Source organism: Shewanella putrefaciens, assembly GCF_016406305.1.
GTDB lineage: Bacteria > Pseudomonadota > Gammaproteobacteria > Enterobacterales > Shewanellaceae > Shewanella > Shewanella putrefaciens_C.
Genome location: NZ_CP066369.1, coordinates 1080154 through 1099136, shown reverse-complemented (window position 1 = coordinate 1099136; position 18983 = coordinate 1080154). Strand labels below are relative to the sequence as shown.

The following is an 18983-nucleotide window of genomic DNA, read 5'->3' as shown; positions in this document are numbered from 1 at the left end:
CTCGGCTCTTTTACTATTTAAGAGATAACTCTTGATTTAGCCATTATCGCACTAAGCCATCAATCGACCTCTTAATGCTTAATCGCTCACTCTTACTGCTCGAACGCTAACTCGCCACCCGCACAGCTGACCTTAATGGGTTTACCCGGTAACAAGTCACCACGCAGTAATTTCTGCGCCAGTGGGTTTTCGACTTCTTGCTGCAATGCCCGTTTCAAGGGTCTTGCACCATACACAGGATCGAAACCAATTTCCGCGATCAGTGACAATGCGTCGTCGGTGATCTCCAATGTATAGTCCTTCTCCGCCAAACGTTGGCGTAGGGAAGCAATCTGTATCGAAGCAATACGCTTAATATTGGCAGCATCCAATGGATGGAATACCACAGATTCATCGATACGGTTTAAAAACTCGGGTCTAAAGCTGTGGGTCACCACATTCATCACCGACGCTTTCATCTCTGCATAGGTCACATGGCCAAATCCTTCTTGGATAATGTCGGAGCCTAAGTTCGAGGTCATAATGATCACTGTATTTCTAAAATCGACAGTACGACCTTGACCATCGGTTAAGCGTCCATCATCGAGCACTTGCAGTAAGATGTTAAACACATCGGGGTGCGCTTTCTCAACTTCATCGAGCAATATCACCGAATACGGTTTACGGCGCACAGCTTCCGTTAAGTAACCGCCCTCTTCGTAGCCCACATATCCTGGAGGGGCCCCCACTAAACGCGATACTGAGTGTTTTTCCATAAACTCAGACATATCGATGCGCACTAGGGCCGATTCGGTATCGAATAAAAACTTCGCCAGTGATTTACACAGCTCAGTTTTGCCCACACCGGTAGGGCCTAAAAACAGGAAAGAGCCAATCGGGCGATTCGGATCCGCAAGACCCGCACGACTACGACGAATCGCGTTTGCCACCGCATCAACGGCTTCGTTTTGGCCTATCACCCGCTCGTGCAGCGCCACTTCCATTTGCAGTAATTTCTCGCGCTCACCTTCAAGCATTTTCGAGACAGGAATTCCCGTTGCTTTGGACAGCACTTCAGCAATTTCAAGCTCAGTGACTTTGTTACGTAATAAAGTCATATCCTGCATTTCGGCCTGCGACGCCAAATCGAGCTGTTTCTCAAGCTCAGGAATACGGCCATATTGCAGCTCAGACATGCGCGTGAGATCGCCCGCGCGGCGAGCCACTTCTAAATCCATCCGAGCCTGCTCGAGATCGGCTTTAATGTGCTGAGTGCCCGCCAATGCGGCTTTTTCAGTACGCCAAATTTCGTTAAGTTCCGATGCCTTAGCTTCAACTTCGTGCAATTCAACTCGAAGATGATCGAGTCTACGACGGCTCGCCTCGTCATTTTCTTTGGCTAACGCTTGCTCCTCCAGTTTGAGCTGGATAGCACGGCGCTCTAGCCTGTCGAGTGACTCTGGCTTTGAGTCCATCTGCATACGGATGCTGGATGCCGCTTCGTCGATCAAATCGATCGCCTTATCGGGCAATTTACGGTCCGACACATAACGGTGCGACATGGTCGCCGCCGCCACAATTGCCGGATCGGTAATTTCCACATGGTGATGCAGCTCGTAGCGTTCTTTCAGGCCACGCAAAATGGCGATGGTATCTTCAACACTGGGCTCATCCACCAGCACTTTTTGGAAGCGGCGCTCAAGGGCCGCATCTTTTTCAATGTACTGACGATACTCATCGAGGGTGGTCGCGCCCACACAGTGCAAATCACCACGTGCTAACGCAGGTTTGAGCATATTACCCGCATCCATTGCGCCCTCACCTTTACCGGCACCGACCATAGTGTGCAGTTCGTCGATAAAGAGGATCACTTGGCCTTCTTCCTGCGCTAATTCATTAAGCACGGCTTTTAAGCGCTCTTCGAACTCACCGCGATATTTAGCCCCCGCAATCAATGAGCCCATATCGAGGGATAAAACCCGTTTATTTTTAATCCCTTCGGGCACTTCACCATTAACAATACGCTGGGCAAGTCCTTCAACAATCGCGGTTTTACCCACACCCGGTTCACCAATCAGCACTGGGTTATTTTTACTGCGACGTTGCAGCACTTGAATCGTGCGGCGAATTTCATCGTCACGACCAATCACTGGATCTAACTTGCCCTGCTCGGCGCGCTCGGTCAGATCGATAGTAAATTTCTTCAACGCTTGGCGTTGATCTTCGGCATTAGGATCATCCACTTTTTGGCCGCCACGTACCTGTTCAATGGTTTGCTCCATCAACTCTTTGGTCGCACCGGACTTTTTCAAACATTGAGCCAAGGCATCGCTGCCTTCTAATGCCGCCAGCACAAACAATTCACTGGAGATATATTTGTCTTTACGCTTTTGCGCTAACTTATCGCACAGATTTAATAAACGAATTAAGCCTTGGGATAATTGCACATCGCCGCCAGTGCCTTCGACTTGGGGTAAGCGTTCTAACTCTTGGCTAAGCAGCGAACGCAGCGCACTCACCCGAATACCAGCCTGGGTCAATAAGGGATGGATAGAACCAGAATCCTGGTTAAGCAGTGCCATCATCAAATGTAGCGGTTCGATAAACTGATGATCACGCCCAAGTGCAAGTGATTGGGCATCTGAGATGGCAAGCTGGAATTTATTGGTCATACGATCGAGTCGCATACAGCCTCCTAAAACTCACATATTGAGAGATATGCCAATCCACAAGAATCTTGCCAAGGTAGTGGCTAACAAACAGTTCCGCTAATGGAGAAATCTAAATGGGATTGGCATTACATTTCGTTAGTTAAAAGATGGGGACTATTTAGCCAATTTCAAGCAACGGGAAGGGAATTAAATACAAATAGTAGGGGAATTTGCTTAAGACTTAAGCCAGATCAATGAAGCCATGCGTCCCGTCACTTTATCGCGGCGATAGGAGAAATAATCTGGGTTAGAGACAGTACAAATATTGGCACTATAAATATGGTTTACTCCGAGTAAACTCAAGCGCAATTTGGCCAAGCCAATGATATCGGCAAGAAACTTATCACCACTTGGAATAAAACACCCAGCCGCCTGGGGATGCAAACCACAGAATGCCTGCTTTACTTCGGCGCCGACTTCAAATTTTTGCGGACCAATAGCCGGGCCAAGGTAGGCAATCAACTCCCCCATAGGTGAACTAAACTGCGCCGCAGTGGCCTCTATCACACCATCACACAGACCGCGCCATCCCGCATGGGCCGCTGCAACCTCAGTGCCGGCATGATTACACAGCAACACAGGTAAACAATCTGCCGTCATCACAGCGCAAACTCGTCCAGCGGTTCGGCTGTAACTGGCATCGGCAATCGGGGGATCCACTGCATAACCTAGGTTAAGCGTGTCTAGATTGAGCACATGAGTGCCATGTACTTGTTCGAGCCAAATGGGCTCAACGGTTAACTCTAATTGTTTGCAGAGTAACTCACGATTAGCCATCACCAGCTCAGGTGCATCACCAACATGCAGTCCAAGATTCAGACTGCCATAGGGATGCTCGCTCACACCGCCATGACGATTTGTCATAGCGATGCCAACATTAGCGGGAACTGGCCAATCGTGATTAAACACTTACAAATACTCGATCGGATGCTCGACCGTGTCTTGACGCAGTGCTTTGGTCAAAATCACCATATCCTCAGGAATTGGCGCCTGCCAGCTCATGATTTCACAGCTCACAGGATGCGCTAACTCGAGACGCACAGCGTGCAATGCTTGGCGTTTAAAGTTTTTCAAAATTTCAAAAAACTCTGGGCTCGCGGCCTTTGGTGGTTTTGGACGGCCACCATAAACAGGATCGCCCACTAATACGTGGCCAATGTATTCCATGTGCACACGGATTTGGTGAGTACGGCCCGATTCAAGGCGCAATCTTAGACGAGTGTGGTTACGGAATTTCTCCGCCACACGGTAATGCGTCACCGCAGGTTTACCCGAGTGATGCACCGCCATATGAGTACGTTTAGTGGGATGACGGCCAATCGGCTCATCCACAGTACCGCCACCTGTCATAGTGCCCATCACAATCGCTTCGTATTCACGGGTGATTTCACGGGCTTGCAATGCTGCGACTAGGTGAGTTTGTGCCTCAACCGTTTTTGCTACGACCATCAAACCCGTAGTGTCTTTATCGAGACGGTGCACAATACCTGCACGTGGCACATGCTCAATATCGGGGCAATGGTGCAAAAGTGCATTCATCAGCGTACCATCAGCATTACCCGCACCAGGGTGGACAACTAAGCCAGCTTGTTTGTTGATAACCAAAATATGGTCATCTTCGTAGACAATATTCAGCTCGATGGCCTGAGCCGCCGCATGCACTTCTTCTTCAAGTGTGGCTGCAATTTCAATCTGTTGTAGCTCAAATACTTTCTCGCGAGGCTTATTAACAACCACGCCGTCAACATAAACTGCATCAGATAGGATCCATTCCTTGATGCGCGTGCGCGAGTAATCTGGGAACAACTCAGCCAGAGCCTGATCTAATCTCAGGCCAGTTTGTGTTGCTGAAATCTCGCTTTTTAGATTAATCTCTTGTGTCATAGGAACCGTATCCCCATTTAGGGGTCAAAAAATGTGTGCTATCTGTTACAATCGGATGTTTTCTATTTTATAGTGAAATGGAAAAATTCTTAACTACAACTTAAAAAGAATTGAATTCAAGTATGTATAAATTTTCCAAAGGCGTAACCTTAGTCCTATTTTCACTAGCGTTATCAGCCTGTAGTAGCAGTCCTGAAGATAACGACATTGCCGCAAAAACCTCACCTGACGTACTTTATTCTCAGGCAAGAACCTCAATGGAGCTTGGCAATTACTCAAAAGCGGTCCGTTCTTTGGAAGCATTAGACTCTCGCTTCCCCTTCGGCCCCCATAAAACTCAAGTCCAATTAGATTTGATTTATGCGTACTACAAAATGGATGATGTCGCCTCAGGCATTGCCAATATAGACAGATTTATCCGTCTAAACCCAACCCATCCCGATATTGATTACGTCTACTACATGCGTGGACTCGTCAATATGCAAGCGGACAGCTACATGTTCCACGATATGTTAAATATCGACCGAACTGACCGCGATCCTAAAAATGCTCAAGATGCTTTCAAGGATTTTGAACGTTTAATTAAAACCTACCCTAACAGCAAATATGCCGCCGATGCACAAAAGCGCATGTTATCGCTGAAGAATCGCTTGGCAAAATATTCAATTCAAGTTGCCGAGTATTATCTCAAGATGAATGCTTGGAGCGCCGCAGCAATCCGAGCTCAATCAGTGCTAGAAACATACCCAGGCACCCCTTCAACCGAACGGGCATTAGAGATAATGATAGAAGCTTATGGCGAATTAGGTCAGAACCAACTGAAGCAAAACGTGCTAATGGTAATGCAAGCTAACTTCCCAAACAATGAAATCTTATCGAACTAGCCAAGAATGCCCCTTTTAAAGGGGCATTTTTTTAGCGCTACGCTAAACATTTTGGTTATTCTACCGCCGCTAGCCCTATGCCTTTATTGATGATTTGCCCCTGAGTATTCCCCTAATCTACAGTTGTGTACCCTATTCGAGTAAAACTTATGCAACCACACCGATTTTTACCAGATTTAGTAAAAATCTATTGACTCAAAAGCCGAAAAGCCTTTAAATTGCGCCCGTCGCCCGAATAGCTCAGTCGGTAGAGCAGAGGATTGAAAATCCTCGTGTCCCTGGTTCGATTCCGGGTTCGGGCACCATCTTTAATTTGGTTGCCGATGCGACCAGAGTTAAAGAATTGCAATAGGTACAGTGCAGGTGTGGTGGAATTGGTAGACACGCCAGCTTCAGGTGCTGGTGCTCGCAAGGGCGTGGAGGTTCAAGTCCTCTCACCTGTACCAAATTGCAATTCAAGTTTTGATTCGGTTAAAGGCCGAATACCAATGCAGATGTGGTGGAATTGGTAGACACGCCAGCTTCAGGTGCTGGTGCTCGCAAGGGCGTGGAGGTTCAAGTCCTCTCATCTGTACCAACATTTAAACCTCGCTTAGCGAGGTTTTTTTGTTTCTGCAATAAAATATTTTCCGCTTTCCCCTAATTTCCCCAACTTTGCTATAACTAATCTTACAGGCTCATCATAGGGATAGCTCGAGCTCTGCCTAAAGGACTCTTTTAGTTCTACCGAGGCAACCCATATGAACGGCCTACAGATCAAACAAAAAATGTTTATCGGCATTCTGGTACCACTTTCAATGTTACTGGTTATCGGTTTTATCGCTATTAATATGATGGGGAAAATCGAGTCGGGTGTTGAACGTATCTATAACGACAGAGTTGTGCCACTGGATGATTTAAAAGTCATTGCCGACAAATACGCAGTCGATGTCATTGATGCTGTTAATAAAGCCAACGCCGGTGGATTGAGTGCCTCCCAGACTATCGATGCACTTGAAAGTGCAAGATCTATGGTTAATCAACACTGGCAAAAATACCTCGCCACTGAATTAACCAGAGAAGAATCACAACTCGCGCAACAGGCCGAACACTTATTTTCACCTGCAAACCAACAGATTGAACAACTTATCTCACGCTTACGGCTAGTCAATGGGAATATTGCCCACCAACTCAACGCCGATATCTTACCTCTCTACCAAGCGGTCGATCCCATCAGCGGAAAAATCTCAGAATTAATTGCACTGCAAATCCAAATAGCAGGACAAGAGAAAGATGCCGTCAATGAAATGTATCAATCTTCCATCTCTATCTTCGCAGTCTTGGGAGTGTTTGCCATGCTGATCAGCATAGGTATTGGGCTCTGGGTTAATCGCAGTGTTATGACTCCCATCAGCGATATAGTCACTAAACTAAAGACGATTCACCAAGACTCAGATCTGACCGTCAAGTTTAAGATGTTTAATGATGATGAATTAGGTCAAATATCCACGAGTCTCACCCAAGTTATTGAGCACTTAAGGGGCATTTTGAATTCAATTGCAGAGGCGGCAAACACAGTAAATGACTCTGCAAACGATCTCAGTGGTTTCACCCAAGCGACGAATAAACGTATGCAGCAACAGCAGGCCGAGACTGAGCAAACCGCAACCGCGATGAATGAAATGACCGCGACTGTTGCCGAAGTCGCCCAAAGTGCTGCCGCCGCCGCGGATTCAGCCAAAGACGCCGATACCTATGCCGCCAATGGTAACCACATTGTGATGCAGTCCATTAACAGTATGTCGCAACTGTCAGATCAAATTCAAAAAACGGCCCAAGTGATTGGCGTGCTATCCAATGAAAGCCAAAACATTGGCCGCGTGCTCGATGTGATTAAGAGTATTGCCGAGCAAACCAATCTATTGGCCCTAAATGCGGCCATTGAAGCGGCTCGCGCCGGTGAACAAGGTCGCGGCTTTGCGGTGGTTGCCGATGAAGTAAGAACACTCGCCCAACGAACTCAAAAGTCCACCCAGGAAATTGAAGCAATGATCGCCACCCTGCAACTCGGCGTCAAAGAAGCCGTCAGTGCGATGGAGCTAGGGATAAATCAAGTTGACGATGCCAATGATAAAGCCAATCAGGCGGGCCAAGCACTGAAGGAAATCGTCACCTCTGTGGATAGCATCACTGAACTAAATACCCACATAGCGACCGCAGCGGAAGAACAAAGTAGCGTAGCAGAGAGCATTAACCGCAGCATTATTGCCATTAGTGATATTGCAGAACACTCGACAACGTCCGCGGCTGAGTTAAGTGAGTCGGTGATAAATTTAACGAAACTCGCCAGCAGTATGCGTAATCAAGTCAGTGCATTTAGGCTCTAATTGACTAAGACATGACGCAATAGCTGTTCCAAACCAAAGGACATTTGATTAAACGAGCACAATTAAGCTCTATAGTGTAGTGCTCAATCGCCATGCCAAAGACTTGCATGGCTCTGCCCTCTATCACCCCAGAGAATAATTACATTGATCTAAATCAAATGAATCTTTAAAATGAAAAAACAAACATTATTTTTGCATGTTAAGGATTTTCTATGTTGGACAGCCGTACAATTGAAGTTATTAAAAGCACAATTCCCCTTTTAGAATCAGCAGGCCCCGCCCTCACCACTCACTTTTATGAACGTATGTTCAAACATAATCCTGAGTTAAAAGATGTCTTTAACTTGGCGCATCAACATTCTGGTGGTCAGCCAGTAGCCCTGTTCAATGCCGTTGCAGCCTATGCAAAAAATATTGAAAACCTCGCCGCACTCGGCTCAGCGGTAGAACGCATTGCCCATAAACATACGGGGTTTTTAATTAAACCTGAGCAGTATGCAATTGTCGGCAGCCATTTATTGGCAACCCTTAAAGAATTAGGTGGCGATGCGGTAACAGAAGAAGTATTAGAAGCTTGGGCACAAGCCTATGGATTTTTAGCCAACATATTTATCCAAAGAGAAGCACAACTCTATCAAACACATGCAGAGCAAGATGGCGGCTGGTTGGGAGAGCGTCCGTTTATTATTAGTGCGAAAAACACTGAGTCCGCAGTCATCACCTCCTTCATATTGACCCCAGAAGATGGTAAGCCTGTTAAAGATTTTATCCCAGGTCAGTATTTAAGTTTAAAACTAACACACCCCAATTTGGAGTATGAAGAAATCCGCCAATACTCCCTCTCCGATGCGCCGAATGGCAAGAGTTATCGGATCAGCGTTAAGCGCGAACCCGGTGGCAAAGTGTCGAATCTGCTACACGATATGCTGCAAGTCGGTGACAGAATAGCGGTTATGCCACCAGCGGGAAACTTTACCCTCGACGTCGCAACGCAAACGCCGGTCGTGCTCATTTCGGCAGGTGTAGGGCAAACACCGATGAAGAGCATGTTAAATCAGCTTCTAAAACAGAAACACCCTAGCACTATTACGTGGTTACACGCCTGTGAGCAAGGGGCTGTACACGGTTTTAAACATGCACTCCACGCCAAACGCCAGCAGCATAGTAATCTGAAAAGCCATATTTGGTATCGCGAGCCTAGCTCGACCGATATATTTGGTGAAGATTATGATTTTGAAGGACAAATGGAATTGAGCAAAGTCGCAGATCAGCTGCCTCCCCATGCTCGTTACTATTTCTGCGGGCCTATTGGCTTCATGTCAGCGATCAAGCAACAATTGCTCACTTTAGGTGTCGCAGTTGAAAACATGCACTATGAGGTGTTCGGTCCACACGCCGATCTCTAATGGTTTATCACGGGCTTGTGGGAATAGACTCTCAAGCCCATTTTTATGCTTAACATAACCAACGCTAGCGACAAAGAGAATTGGATTAGCGGATGAGCCCTCAGGGTTTGAACTATGTTAACGGATAGAGGCCACTTCATCTGTGGTGAGCGGGCGACTCTCACCCGGCGCCAGTTGTTGATCTAACACTATATCGCCTATCGATAAGCGGTGCAGACCAACTACAGGATTACGAAATCGACCAAACATGCGTTTAATTTGATGATACTTACCTTCCCTCAGTGTCACCTCAGCCACATGGTCGTCGAGGATCCTAAGCTTGGCAGCTTGCGTCCAAATGTCCTCAAATCCGAAATACATCCCCTCAGCAAATGCGGCAATGTAATCCTCCGTTAGGGGATTAGCGAGCGTGACCCGATACACTTTTTCCACCTTCTGCGTGGGCGACATCAGCGCCTCAGACCAACGGCTGTCATTGGTTAGCAATAATAATCCTGAAGAATTTAAGTCCAATCGACCCGCAATATGCAGCTCTTCACGTTGCTCGCAGTTGAGTAGCTCGATGACGGTTTTATGCTGATCATCTTTAGTGGCGCTCACCACACCTATGGGTTTATGCAACATAATATAGGTGGGGCTGTTGGCCTGTAAAATTTGCCCATCGAGCTGGATATGGGAAAACTCATCCACTTGTCTATCCATCTCTTTAACAAGTTGGCCGTCTACCTGCACACGGCCAGCGAGCAATACATCTCGCACCAATTTGCGGGGGATTTGCAGCTTTGTCCCCAGATATCTATCGAGCCGACCACGTTTAGATTGCATAACACCTCGACATATTTACCCTGAATAATCCATAAAAAGCGGCTCCCAATATTGACCTCAATTACTGGCCGAGGGGATGCATTCGATAAGCACAACGGCGCGCGCCTTCGATGATATGTTCTTCACGGCTCACTAAGGCGATATCGGCGAATAACTGTTGAAAAAGTTGCAACTCAGAGCGGCAAAAATTCAAACAATGTGTTGCCGCAGCGCAGATAGGACAGTGATTTTCAAGTAAAAAATATACCCCGTCGATTTGCTCCATCGTCGCCATATAACCTTCGTTTGAGCGTAATTGCGCGAGTATAGCCAAACGTGTCGGAATATCTGTCGCCCCCAGCATAGCGGCACTATATTGGAGCAACGCACTTTGCTCCCTATGGTCGATAAGCTGTTCTAGCCCTCTATCACCAAAGATAATTTTAACAGAATCAATCAGTTGCACCGTCAACTCCCCATGGCGATCGGCAAAGTGGGTTCGGCTTTGCTCGGTCAAGCCCCAGTAACGCGTTGGTCGACCACGGCCTTCGACTCTATCTTCAATATCCACATCGCCAGCCTCTTCCAAAGCTTGCAGATGTTGACGTACGCCCATGGTCGTTAACGCCAATTCCTCCGCTAAGGTTTTCGCGGTGAGCGGGCCATGCAACTTGAGCAATTGAATAATCTTATCAGTGGTTTTCATTTGAGATCTCCAGTATTCCCAACGGATTATCCCCCAATCGCCCGCTTTTTAACAGATTAAATAAACTTTTTTATTTACTTTATCCTTTACAAGATTAAATAAAGCAATTACCTTATAAATAATTTATAAACAAATAGGTTTACTTAATGAAATTACTCATCATCAGCACCAGCCAAAGATCCGACTCCCAGAGTGCTAAAGTCGGTCGCTATATCGCCGAAAGCAGTTTCTCATCGCCCCATGCCATGGGTTACGACAGCATACATCACTTAGAGTTATGCCAATTTAACCTGCCCTTTTGGGATGGCGAGGAAGACAACAAGGGTGAACACTGGCCCGAAATAGAGCAAAGAGTCGATGAAGCCGATGCGCTAGTGCTAATCACCCCAGAATGGGGTGGCATGGCATCACCGTTACTGAAGAACTTCTTATTGATGTGTACTCGCCAAGAAACCGCCCATAAACCGGCACTGTTAATTTCAGTATCGACAGGCATTAGCGGCACCTATCCCATAGTTGAAGTAAAGATGAATGCACTCAAAAACAATAAATTAGTGCCTATTCCCGATCATTTGATTATTCGAAATGTCAGCAATGTGCTCAATGCCATTCCCGAGGGTGAGCGTGATATCGCGCTCAGGGAAAGAGTGCAATATAGTTTACATATGCTGCATCAATACGCCCAAGCACTGGCCCCCATTCGTGAGCGACACGCAACGCAGGCGTACCCCAAGCAGCAGGAATATTGCTACGGTATGTGAGCGGCTTGAAATTTTAACCACCAACGACAAACCCCATGACAAGGAACGCATTATGATCCATTTAGAGCATATTAACTTAGTGGTAGACGACATCCCCGCTGCACTACGCTTCTATCAAGCGGCATTTCCCCACTGGCGCGTACGCGGCGGCGATAAAGGCACTTGGTACGGCAAGCCCCGTAATTGGATCCATTTTGGCGATGATTATCAATACATTGCTTTTAGTGACAATGGCGTAGACGAAAACCGAGATTTAACGGGCCACCAAATAGGCCTAGCGCATTTTGCCTTTGTGACCGACAACTTAGATGCCGTGATCGCCAGATTAACCCAAGCAGGCTTTCCGATTGCCAAAGAGGGCATGGAGGATCCCTATCGCCGCAATATTTACTTCTTCGACGCCCATGGTTTTGAAGTGGAGTTTGTGGAGTATTTAAGTGATATTCCTACAGAACGTAATCGTTATTGATGCGTTACTTTGAAAACGGAAATGGCTACACTAGCCGTCACAAAGCGAGTTACTAATTAGATGACACTATGCCTACGCCTTATTCCTATTCCACGACTTATATCCTAGATAAAGCGCATTTTGATGAATGTTATACCCAGTCCGTTATCCCAGATCCCACACTTAAACCCTATTACAAAGGGATTGGACTAGTACTCATCGGCACCGCGCTTATCTTCACCGACATTACCCTGTATTTAGCTTACTTCTTCGTTGGGTTAGGCGTTATCGAAGCCCTCAATGTGAAGTACCACAAGGCGTGGTGGCTGATGCGTCAGATGATGAGCAAAGCCGCAAGCAATGAAGTGACATTAACCATTGATGAGCAAGGTATTCGAACTCACTCTCGGTATGTGAATAGCCAAATTCGGTGGACAGACATAAATAAGATCAAAGAAACCGCAAAGGGGTTCTTACTCACCCACAAAGCGGGTACGAGTTATGTCTCTTCAAGTTGCCTAGATGCCGCCACCATTGCCTATATGAGGTCAAAAAACCAAGATTCAGTGTCCAACTCAATTTAGCCGTTATGAACTAAATTAGGCTGGATAAACTCAGTAAAGCAGTGCTCCCCACATCTCACCCACAAAAAAGGCTGATAAGTATCAGCCTTTTGTCTATCGCTTGCCCAGTCCTCAATCATCTTGAGGTTATTTTTTCAATTCACCAACGGGTAAAATGGTGCGGCCATATTCGTTATTCAGCACTTGCGCCATCGCAAAATAAATCGCACTCGCACCACAAATGATCCCTTCAAAGCCCGCTATCGTGCCGATCAAAGCACTGCCGGTAAAATCACGGGCAGCCAGCAAGAAAAATAGCAGAGTCAACGAAGCAAACACAAATTGCTTAGCCCTTGGGTAACGCAATGATCCTACAAACATAAACGCAGTAAAGATCCCCCAAAGCGTTAAATACCATCCCATAAAATAGGTTGGGCTCGCGGCAATGCCTGCATTTGGCATCAAAATTAATCCAACCAAGGTCAACCAAAATAAACCATAGGACGTAAAAGCCGTTGTTCCAAAGGTATCGCCACGCATAAAACACATAATACCCACAATGACCTGGCCAAGACCGCCGTAAAAAATGCCCATCGCCAATATCATGGCATCGATGGGGAAATATCCAGCATTATGAATATTTAGCAGAATGGTCGTCATACCAAAGCCCATTAGACCTAATGGTGCAGGATTTGCCAATTTTGTCGACACTAGAGCTCTCCGAGAGATTTTTAACCAAAATATCAATACGTTACAAAGCGCATTGATACAATAAATTAACGAAAGTGACGCATTCTATTGAACAGTTGAACTATTAGCAATGAAAACATACAAAGTTAAAAATCAAGATTTAAACACAATAAATTCAATAACATAAATTAATTAACTTTTAAAAATTGGCTTAATTCAAATTAGCCATAAAATTAATCTTTTAAGATTCAATAAACTATAAAAAACCTCACTAAAGAGTGAGGCATATCAAGCTTTAGCGGGCAAATTTGCACTAGCTCAAAGTTCAATTATTTGCGCATAAATAAGCTAAGACTAAAGCGCCACAAAAACAGCGTAAATTATTAGCTTCATCCCAATATTGAGAGAAGAGTGAGATAAATCCTACTTTAAACAAATTTTCATCAATATCCCTGAGTTCTACGACATCCCCCATAGCAAGTAATCTCAGAAAGAAGGCCCACTGCAAACTTGGGACAGCAAACTTGGGTATATATCAGTATCAACACTTGAATTAGGCTGAGCGAGCAGAGATTAAAGGGCGGAGGCAAGAGGGATAACTCCTTGCCCGCTATAGGGAATAAGACTTAGCAAACTCACTCGCAATTATTTATATCCAAAAAATAATAGCAGTGATAAATTGCTGCTGTTGACGCAGTAAAATTGAGAAAACAAATCTTAGTCTGATGTTAACAATCAATAACTAAAGGAAATAAAATGAAGACGTTATCTACTATTATCACTCTGTCGGCCTTATCGGCCTTAATCAGTTTTGCAACCCTTGCCGATGAATCGACCCTTCCCCCCGCTCCTGCAAGCGACATAGCGCAACTGACTGAGGTTTGCCAACAGATGGCATCTGAAGATCAAGTCGAAAATGCCGAATTAAAGCAATACGTGCTCGATTGTGTGAATGACCAATTAACTGAAATGGGTTATCAAACCGTAAAAGAACTCAATTAAGACTATTCACCCCATTCCTTTAGCGTAGTCTCCTGCTTCGGTTTTCAGCGCTTTTTGTAACGCCATTCACCTATCGAATGGCATTACTTATTTCAACAATCCTCATTTTTCACATCTTTTCAGTTACACTTCACCGCACACAAAGCCATATAATTAACATTTGCAATTAACCGCACGACAGCCCGCAAATAAAGCATTTAGTGCTTTTTAAGTTGTCTTTCAAATGATTACAGCATCTACATTTCAGCTATTTATATGATATCTGTATCATTTTGCATCCCTTCAGGTGAAAGCACTGTCGAATTCAGCATAAAATGCTAATCTGTTTCCCTCTGATAACAACCTCAATCCCAAACGCTAAATCATGTATCGTATTTTAATTATCTTATTGACCAGCCTCTGTTTGCCTTCTATTGGAATGGCGAAGGACTCCTGTGCGACAAAAGATGAATGTATAGAGATGCGGAATTGGGATTTAGGCGTTGCCGTTGGTTGGGGACAAAAAACTAACCCATTAAGGGATTTCGACGATATTCCCGTCTTTTTTATTCCCTCAGTGGCTTATTATGGCGAACATTGGTTTTTCGATAATGGCAATGTCGGTTATAACCTGACCGAACAAAACGATTTTAGCCTCAACTTAGTGACAAGCTATAGCTTAGATAGAGCCTATTTTTACCGTTGGGATCCCTCCAATATCTTTCTTGCCCGTAGCACACAGGAGCAGGCTAACTTTAAAGCCGCTAGCTCTTTGAGCAGTGAGCCCGATCCGGTATTTAATTCACTCGAGTCGCGGAACTTCACCATGCTTGGTGGTGCCGAAGCCTTTATCTATAGTCAGTTAGGTACAATTCGATTGGCATACACCCACGATATGTTTAATGTGCATAACGGCTCTGAAGCGCAAATAAAGTGGACCTATGTTTGGCACCCTGATCGCTGGATTATCGACTTGTCACTGGTGTTTGATTGGAAGAGTGAAAATGTAGTGGACTATTACTATGGTGTTCGCCCAAGCGAAAACGCCTACTGGAGTGAACAGTACCAAGCGGATTCGGGTTGGAACCAAGGTGCAGAAGTCACGGCACGCTATATATTAACAGACAACTGGGATCTGCTATTGGCAGTTCGCTACACTCAAATTGCCGATGAAATTGCCGCCAGTCCCTTGCTCGATGAAGACTATAGCAGCACCTATTTTGTTGGCGCAGCCTATAGGTTTTAACATTAGTGGCTCATCCTCGTATTAGCTTGCTTTGCGGATTAGGTCTAAGCCTCGGCTTGATGGGCCAAAATGTTGCACAAGCCGCCTCGAGTGATGTTTCCAGTCTTAAGTTAACACCCGAAATATGCATCACAGGCGCCGATGAACAAGCCTGTGAGATCCGAGTCGAATTACGTTGGGAATCCCACCACAACGAACTGATTTGTATCTTGTCAGATAATGCCGATTACCCTAAGTGGTGTAGTGATACACCCGAACAACAAAGCATCAGCTTAAATGTGAGCACCTTGACCGATATCCATTTCGTCTTGGTGAGCAAGGAAAGCAATCAAACCTTGGCAGGTGCAAAACTAAAAATCACGTCAACCTCGCAGCCTCAGGTGCGCAGACGTTACCGTAACCCTTGGAGTTTATTTTAATGACGAACCCACAATCACCCCACAGAGTGTTATTGGTTGAAGACGATGTCCGTCTTGCGAATTTAATTGTTGATTACTTGAAATCCCACGGCATGCACGTTGAAGTGGAACGCCGAGGCGATACAGTATTAACACGCTTACTCAACTACAAACCCGATATCATCTTGCTAGACATCATGCTGCCAGGCATGGATGGCCTTAGCCTATGTGAAAAATTACCCGACTACTTTGCCGGCCCCATCTTACTGATGAGCGCACTAGGTTCGAGTGAGGATCAAATCAAAGGATTAGAACTCGGCGCCGACGACTATGTAGTAAAACCCGTCGATCCCGCACTCTTAGTCGCACGGATCAACAACTTACTGCGCCGCCAAAACCAACCGCCTCAAGCCGAATCCCATTGTTTAACCTTTGGAAAACTGAGCATAGATCCCCACACCCATGCGATTAGACTCGATGATAAAGAAGTCGATTTAACCAGCCATGAGTTCGAATTGCTCTGGTTACTGGCCTCACAGGCGGGACAAGTGCTAAGCCGTCAATATATCTACCAATTACTGCTTAATATTGATTTTGATGGGAAAGATCGAAAGATTGATGTGCGCATCTCAAGACTTCGCAAAAAACTCAACGATAATATTGAGACGCCATTTAGAATTAAAACCGTTTGGGGCCAAGGCTATCTCTTTGCTCCTGAGGCCTGGAATAACTAAGCCACAACAGTGAAACGTCTCTTTATCAGTTTATATTTGTTACTTAGCCTCAGCTTTCTTGGCATAGGGTGGACACTCGACAGCCTATGGCAGAAAAATGTCGATGATAACAATGCACTCGATGCACCATTCGTTGCACTCGCGCAGCTCTTGGCACAGCTACCTCAGGATACTCGTAAAGCGTATCTTGAGGCGCTGCCGGCTAATCCAGAACTGCCTTTAAACCTGCTCGATGCCGACCAAGTTGCCTTAGCCAAGGACCAACAACTCAGTCCAAATCATGTGGTGACCACCACCACGAACGATGCCGAGCAGTTTCAATTTATCATGGTTGGCGATCAAGTATTGATGGCGGGACCTTTAGATATAGATCCTAGGGCTAACCTACGTAACTTATTCACTTTATTCTTTTATCTGTCACTTGCCCTCGTCGCGCTAATTTGGGTTGGCCCCCTTTCTCGGGACTTAAGCATACTGCGTAAGGCCACAAAGGAATTTGGTGAAGCAAAGTGGGATACGCGCATAACCCTGTCGAATCGCTCCCAAGTCAAACCCTTAGCCAGCACCTTTAATGAAATGGCGCGCCATATCAGTGCCCTAATTGAGAACCAAAAACACCTCTCTAATGCGGTATCCCATGAGATCCGGACGCCACTGGCAAGGCTCAAATTCGCCCTTGCACTTATGCCCATGTATTGTCAGCCGGATTCTGACGAACAAAAGCGCCAAGATTTCCTCAATGAGATGCAACTCGATATTAAGGAAATGGAAAATCTGCTCCACGAATTATTGACCTACGCCAGCCTAGAATCCCAGCGGGAAGGAATTCAACTGGATGAGTACGATCTGATCCAACTGGTAAATCAAACCATTAAACGCCTAGAGAGCTTAAGCTCGCTCCCTATTCACCTGCAAACACAGCTCAGTACCTTAGCCCTTATCGGTGAGCCCGCCTTAATCGAGCGCGCCCTGCAGAATTTAGTCACTAACGCTCAACGCTTCGCCCGCACAGGTATCAACATTGAAGTCACCCAAACCCAGCAGAAGGTCAGCTTAAGTGTGAGCAATGATGGAGAACCTATCCCAGAGATCGATTTACCCAAAGTGTTTGAACCTTTTTACCGCAGTCAGTCGGTACAAAATGGCAATAAAGGGCATGGATTAGGATTGGCGATTATCAAACGTATAATGCAACGCCATCAAGGGGATGTGACTGTGGTAAGCAACCCGCAACAAACACGCTTTAGCCTAACGTGGCCGAAGAAGCGCAAATTCTAGTCAGAGTGAGGATGGATCAAGTAACAGCCTGCGATAAATATAACGGGAAATGTAAACGGCGAGTTCAGCGGGTTATCTAACTTAGACGTTACCCAACATCTCAATCTAGCTCGAAGTCACCAAAGTCTAAATCTGTGCTGCTCTCTGGCTCAAAATTCAATTGCGGATTTAATGCCGCCCTCTCCTGCGCTATTTGCAGTTGCTGCGCCTTGATCGCTGCCAGTTGGCGACGACGCTTACGCTGATTACAGAGGCGGATCACATCGTACTTTTGTGCATCGGTGAAACTCAGCCAATTAAAGCGTTCATCACGGCTACGCAAACAACCTTTACAATAGCCCCGCGCATCGGTTGCACACACACCGATACAAGGGCTGGGGATCTCAAAAAAGGCTAACTGTTCCATGATGATAGAGCTTCTCTGCCATAATTCATCTGCATTAATCGGAGCGTATTGAACTTGCCGTTAAATTAACGCTAAAAATTCAACACTCTTATCTAAAGTACTTGCAGGAACAAGCTTAATCAAGGCACATTGAGCAGAGTTTGTACAACTTTTGGAGCAATATCATGGGATATCGACACTTTATTAACCTACTCCTCGCAGTCGCCCTATTAAGCGCTTGCAGCAGTAAACCTAAAAACGATTACGACCTCAATTACGACTTCAGCACATTGCACAACTTCACCCAGCTTACACCAGCGTCAACGGACGATCCCTTAAGTGCTCAACGGATCCAAGTTGAAATCAACACCCAATTGCGCCAAAAAGGCTTTGTCGAAAATCCCTCAGCCCCCGATTTTAACGTTGCCTACGCCCTACTCACCCAAGATAAACCTAAGGATTCGGGCCTTTCTATTGGCTTAGGAACAGGCACCTTCGGCCACTCTGGTGGCATAGGAGTCGGCACTAGCGTCGATGTTCCTATTGGCAGTGATACCGCAAAAATACAAACGATTCAGATAGATATTATTGACCCTAAGACCAACAAATTAATTTGGCGAGGCAGCGACAAATATGACTTCGACGCAGGCGGTAATGAAAAAGCCCAAGACACAGCCAAAGCCGTCAGCCGGATTTTAGCGCAGTTCCCACCGAAAAAATGATCGCGTTTGAAAGGTAAAAATGGGCGTATCTCGCCCA

At 45.8% G+C, this 18983-nt stretch carries 19 protein-coding genes and 3 tRNA genes; 15 read left to right on the top strand and 7 right to left on the bottom strand.

Annotated elements, in window-relative coordinates; translation table 11 throughout:
- Positions 1–92 precede the first annotated feature (92 nt).
- The 3 genes from clpB to rluD form a co-directional block, all read right to left on the bottom strand.
- Positions 93–2666: an ATP-dependent chaperone ClpB gene (gene clpB / locus JFT56_RS04785; RefSeq protein ID WP_198782568.1), complete on the bottom strand. Its 2574-nt coding sequence runs from the start codon at positions 2664–2666 to the stop codon at positions 93–95.
- A gap of 198 nt (positions 2667–2864) precedes the next feature.
- Positions 2865–3599 carry a peptidoglycan editing factor PgeF gene (gene pgeF, locus JFT56_RS04780; protein WP_198782567.1) on the bottom strand — a complete coding sequence of 245 codons (735 nt, stop codon included), beginning with the start codon at positions 3597–3599 and terminating at the stop codon, positions 2865–2867.
- Positions 3600–4574: a 23S rRNA pseudouridine(1911/1915/1917) synthase RluD gene (gene rluD, locus JFT56_RS04775; RefSeq protein WP_198782566.1), complete on the bottom strand. Its 975-nt coding sequence runs from the start codon at positions 4572–4574 to the stop codon at positions 3600–3602.
- A gap of 122 nt (positions 4575–4696) precedes the next feature.
- Between rluD and JFT56_RS04770 the strand changes: the two genes are divergently transcribed.
- The 6 genes from JFT56_RS04770 (at position 4697) to hmpA (ending at position 9230) form a co-directional block, all read left to right on the top strand.
- Positions 4697–5458: an outer membrane protein assembly factor BamD gene (locus JFT56_RS04770; RefSeq protein ID WP_198782565.1), complete on the top strand. Its 762-nt coding sequence runs from the start codon at positions 4697–4699 to the stop codon at positions 5456–5458.
- A gap of 229 nt (positions 5459–5687) precedes the next feature.
- Positions 5688–5763 (top strand) — tRNA-Phe (locus JFT56_RS04765).
- A 54-nt stretch (positions 5764–5817) separates the two neighbouring features.
- A tRNA-Leu gene (locus tag JFT56_RS04760) sits at positions 5818–5904 on the top strand.
- Positions 5905–5948: 44 nt separating this feature from the next.
- Positions 5949–6035, top strand: a tRNA-Leu gene (locus JFT56_RS04755).
- Between the two features lie 163 nt (positions 6036–6198).
- Positions 6199–7824, top strand: coding sequence for a methyl-accepting chemotaxis protein (locus tag JFT56_RS04750; protein ID WP_198782564.1), 1626 nt, complete (start codon positions 6199–6201; stop codon positions 7822–7824).
- Between the two features lie 212 nt (positions 7825–8036).
- Positions 8037–9230 carry an NO-inducible flavohemoprotein gene (gene hmpA, locus JFT56_RS04745; RefSeq protein ID WP_198782563.1) on the top strand — a complete coding sequence of 398 codons (1194 nt, stop codon included), beginning with the start codon at positions 8037–8039 and terminating at the stop codon, positions 9228–9230.
- Between the two features lie 117 nt (positions 9231–9347).
- Here the strand turns inward: hmpA and JFT56_RS04740 are convergent, their stop codons facing one another.
- Positions 9348–10055 carry a pseudouridine synthase gene (locus JFT56_RS04740; RefSeq protein ID WP_198782562.1) on the bottom strand — a complete coding sequence of 236 codons (708 nt, stop codon included), beginning with the start codon at positions 10053–10055 and terminating at the stop codon, positions 9348–9350.
- A 61-nt stretch (positions 10056–10116) separates the two neighbouring features.
- Complete coding sequence (locus tag JFT56_RS04735) at positions 10117–10740, bottom strand: helix-turn-helix transcriptional regulator (protein WP_198782561.1); 624 nt, start codon at positions 10738–10740, stop codon at positions 10117–10119.
- Between the two features lie 146 nt (positions 10741–10886).
- Here JFT56_RS04735 and JFT56_RS04730 point away from each other — a divergent pair, with 146 nt between their 5' ends.
- The 3 genes from JFT56_RS04730 to JFT56_RS04720 all read left to right on the top strand — a co-directional run bounded on the left by JFT56_RS04730 (position 10887) and on the right by JFT56_RS04720 (position 12533).
- A complete protein-coding gene (locus tag JFT56_RS04730) occupies positions 10887–11501 on the top strand; it encodes an NADPH-dependent FMN reductase (RefSeq protein ID WP_198782560.1) in 615 nt (204 codons plus the stop codon).
- 52 nt (positions 11502–11553) lie between these two features.
- The gene (locus JFT56_RS04725; RefSeq protein WP_198782559.1) at positions 11554–11970 is read left to right on the top strand and encodes a VOC family protein; all 417 of its coding nucleotides are present in this window, start codon (positions 11554–11556) and stop codon (positions 11968–11970) included.
- A 68-nt stretch (positions 11971–12038) separates the two neighbouring features.
- Positions 12039–12533 (top strand): YcxB family protein, encoded by a 495-nt coding sequence (locus JFT56_RS04720; RefSeq protein ID WP_198782558.1) that lies wholly within the window; start codon positions 12039–12041, stop codon positions 12531–12533.
- Positions 12534–12659: 126 nt separating this feature from the next.
- On the opposite strand, the gene JFT56_RS04715 is transcribed toward JFT56_RS04720, so the two are convergent.
- On the bottom strand, positions 12660–13223 hold the full coding sequence (locus JFT56_RS04715) for an acetate uptake transporter (protein ID WP_198782557.1): 564 nt from the start codon (positions 13221–13223) through the stop codon (positions 12660–12662).
- A 735-nt stretch (positions 13224–13958) separates the two neighbouring features.
- On the opposite strand from JFT56_RS04715, the gene JFT56_RS04710 reads away from it, so the two are divergent.
- The 5 genes from JFT56_RS04710 (at position 13959) to JFT56_RS04690 (ending at position 17839) form a co-directional block, all read left to right on the top strand.
- Complete coding sequence (locus tag JFT56_RS04710) at positions 13959–14204, top strand: hypothetical protein (protein WP_198782556.1); 246 nt, start codon at positions 13959–13961, stop codon at positions 14202–14204.
- Between the two features lie 364 nt (positions 14205–14568).
- The gene (locus JFT56_RS04705; RefSeq protein WP_198782555.1) at positions 14569–15429 is read left to right on the top strand and encodes a MipA/OmpV family protein; all 861 of its coding nucleotides are present in this window, start codon (positions 14569–14571) and stop codon (positions 15427–15429) included.
- A gap of 5 nt (positions 15430–15434) precedes the next feature.
- Positions 15435–15848 carry a DUF3019 domain-containing protein gene (locus JFT56_RS04700; RefSeq protein ID WP_198782554.1) on the top strand — a complete coding sequence of 138 codons (414 nt, stop codon included), beginning with the start codon at positions 15435–15437 and terminating at the stop codon, positions 15846–15848.
- Positions 15848–16561 carry a response regulator gene (locus JFT56_RS04695; protein ID WP_198782553.1) on the top strand — a complete coding sequence of 238 codons (714 nt, stop codon included), beginning with the start codon at positions 15848–15850 and terminating at the stop codon, positions 16559–16561. Before JFT56_RS04700 ends, JFT56_RS04695 begins: the two co-directional genes overlap by 1 nt.
- A gap of 9 nt (positions 16562–16570) precedes the next feature.
- The gene (locus JFT56_RS04690) at positions 16571–17839 is read left to right on the top strand and encodes an ATP-binding protein (RefSeq protein WP_198782552.1); all 1269 of its coding nucleotides are present in this window, start codon (positions 16571–16573) and stop codon (positions 17837–17839) included.
- A gap of 100 nt (positions 17840–17939) precedes the next feature.
- Here JFT56_RS04690 and JFT56_RS04685 read toward each other — a convergent pair whose 3' ends face one another.
- Positions 17940–18245, bottom strand: coding sequence for a DUF1289 domain-containing protein (locus JFT56_RS04685; RefSeq protein WP_198782551.1), 306 nt, complete (start codon positions 18243–18245; stop codon positions 17940–17942).
- Positions 18246–18409: 164 nt separating this feature from the next.
- Between JFT56_RS04685 and JFT56_RS04680 the strand changes: the two genes are divergently transcribed.
- On the top strand, positions 18410–18946 hold the full coding sequence (locus JFT56_RS04680; protein WP_198782550.1) for a DUF4136 domain-containing protein: 537 nt from the start codon (positions 18410–18412) through the stop codon (positions 18944–18946).
- Positions 18947–18983: the final 37 nt, after the last annotated feature.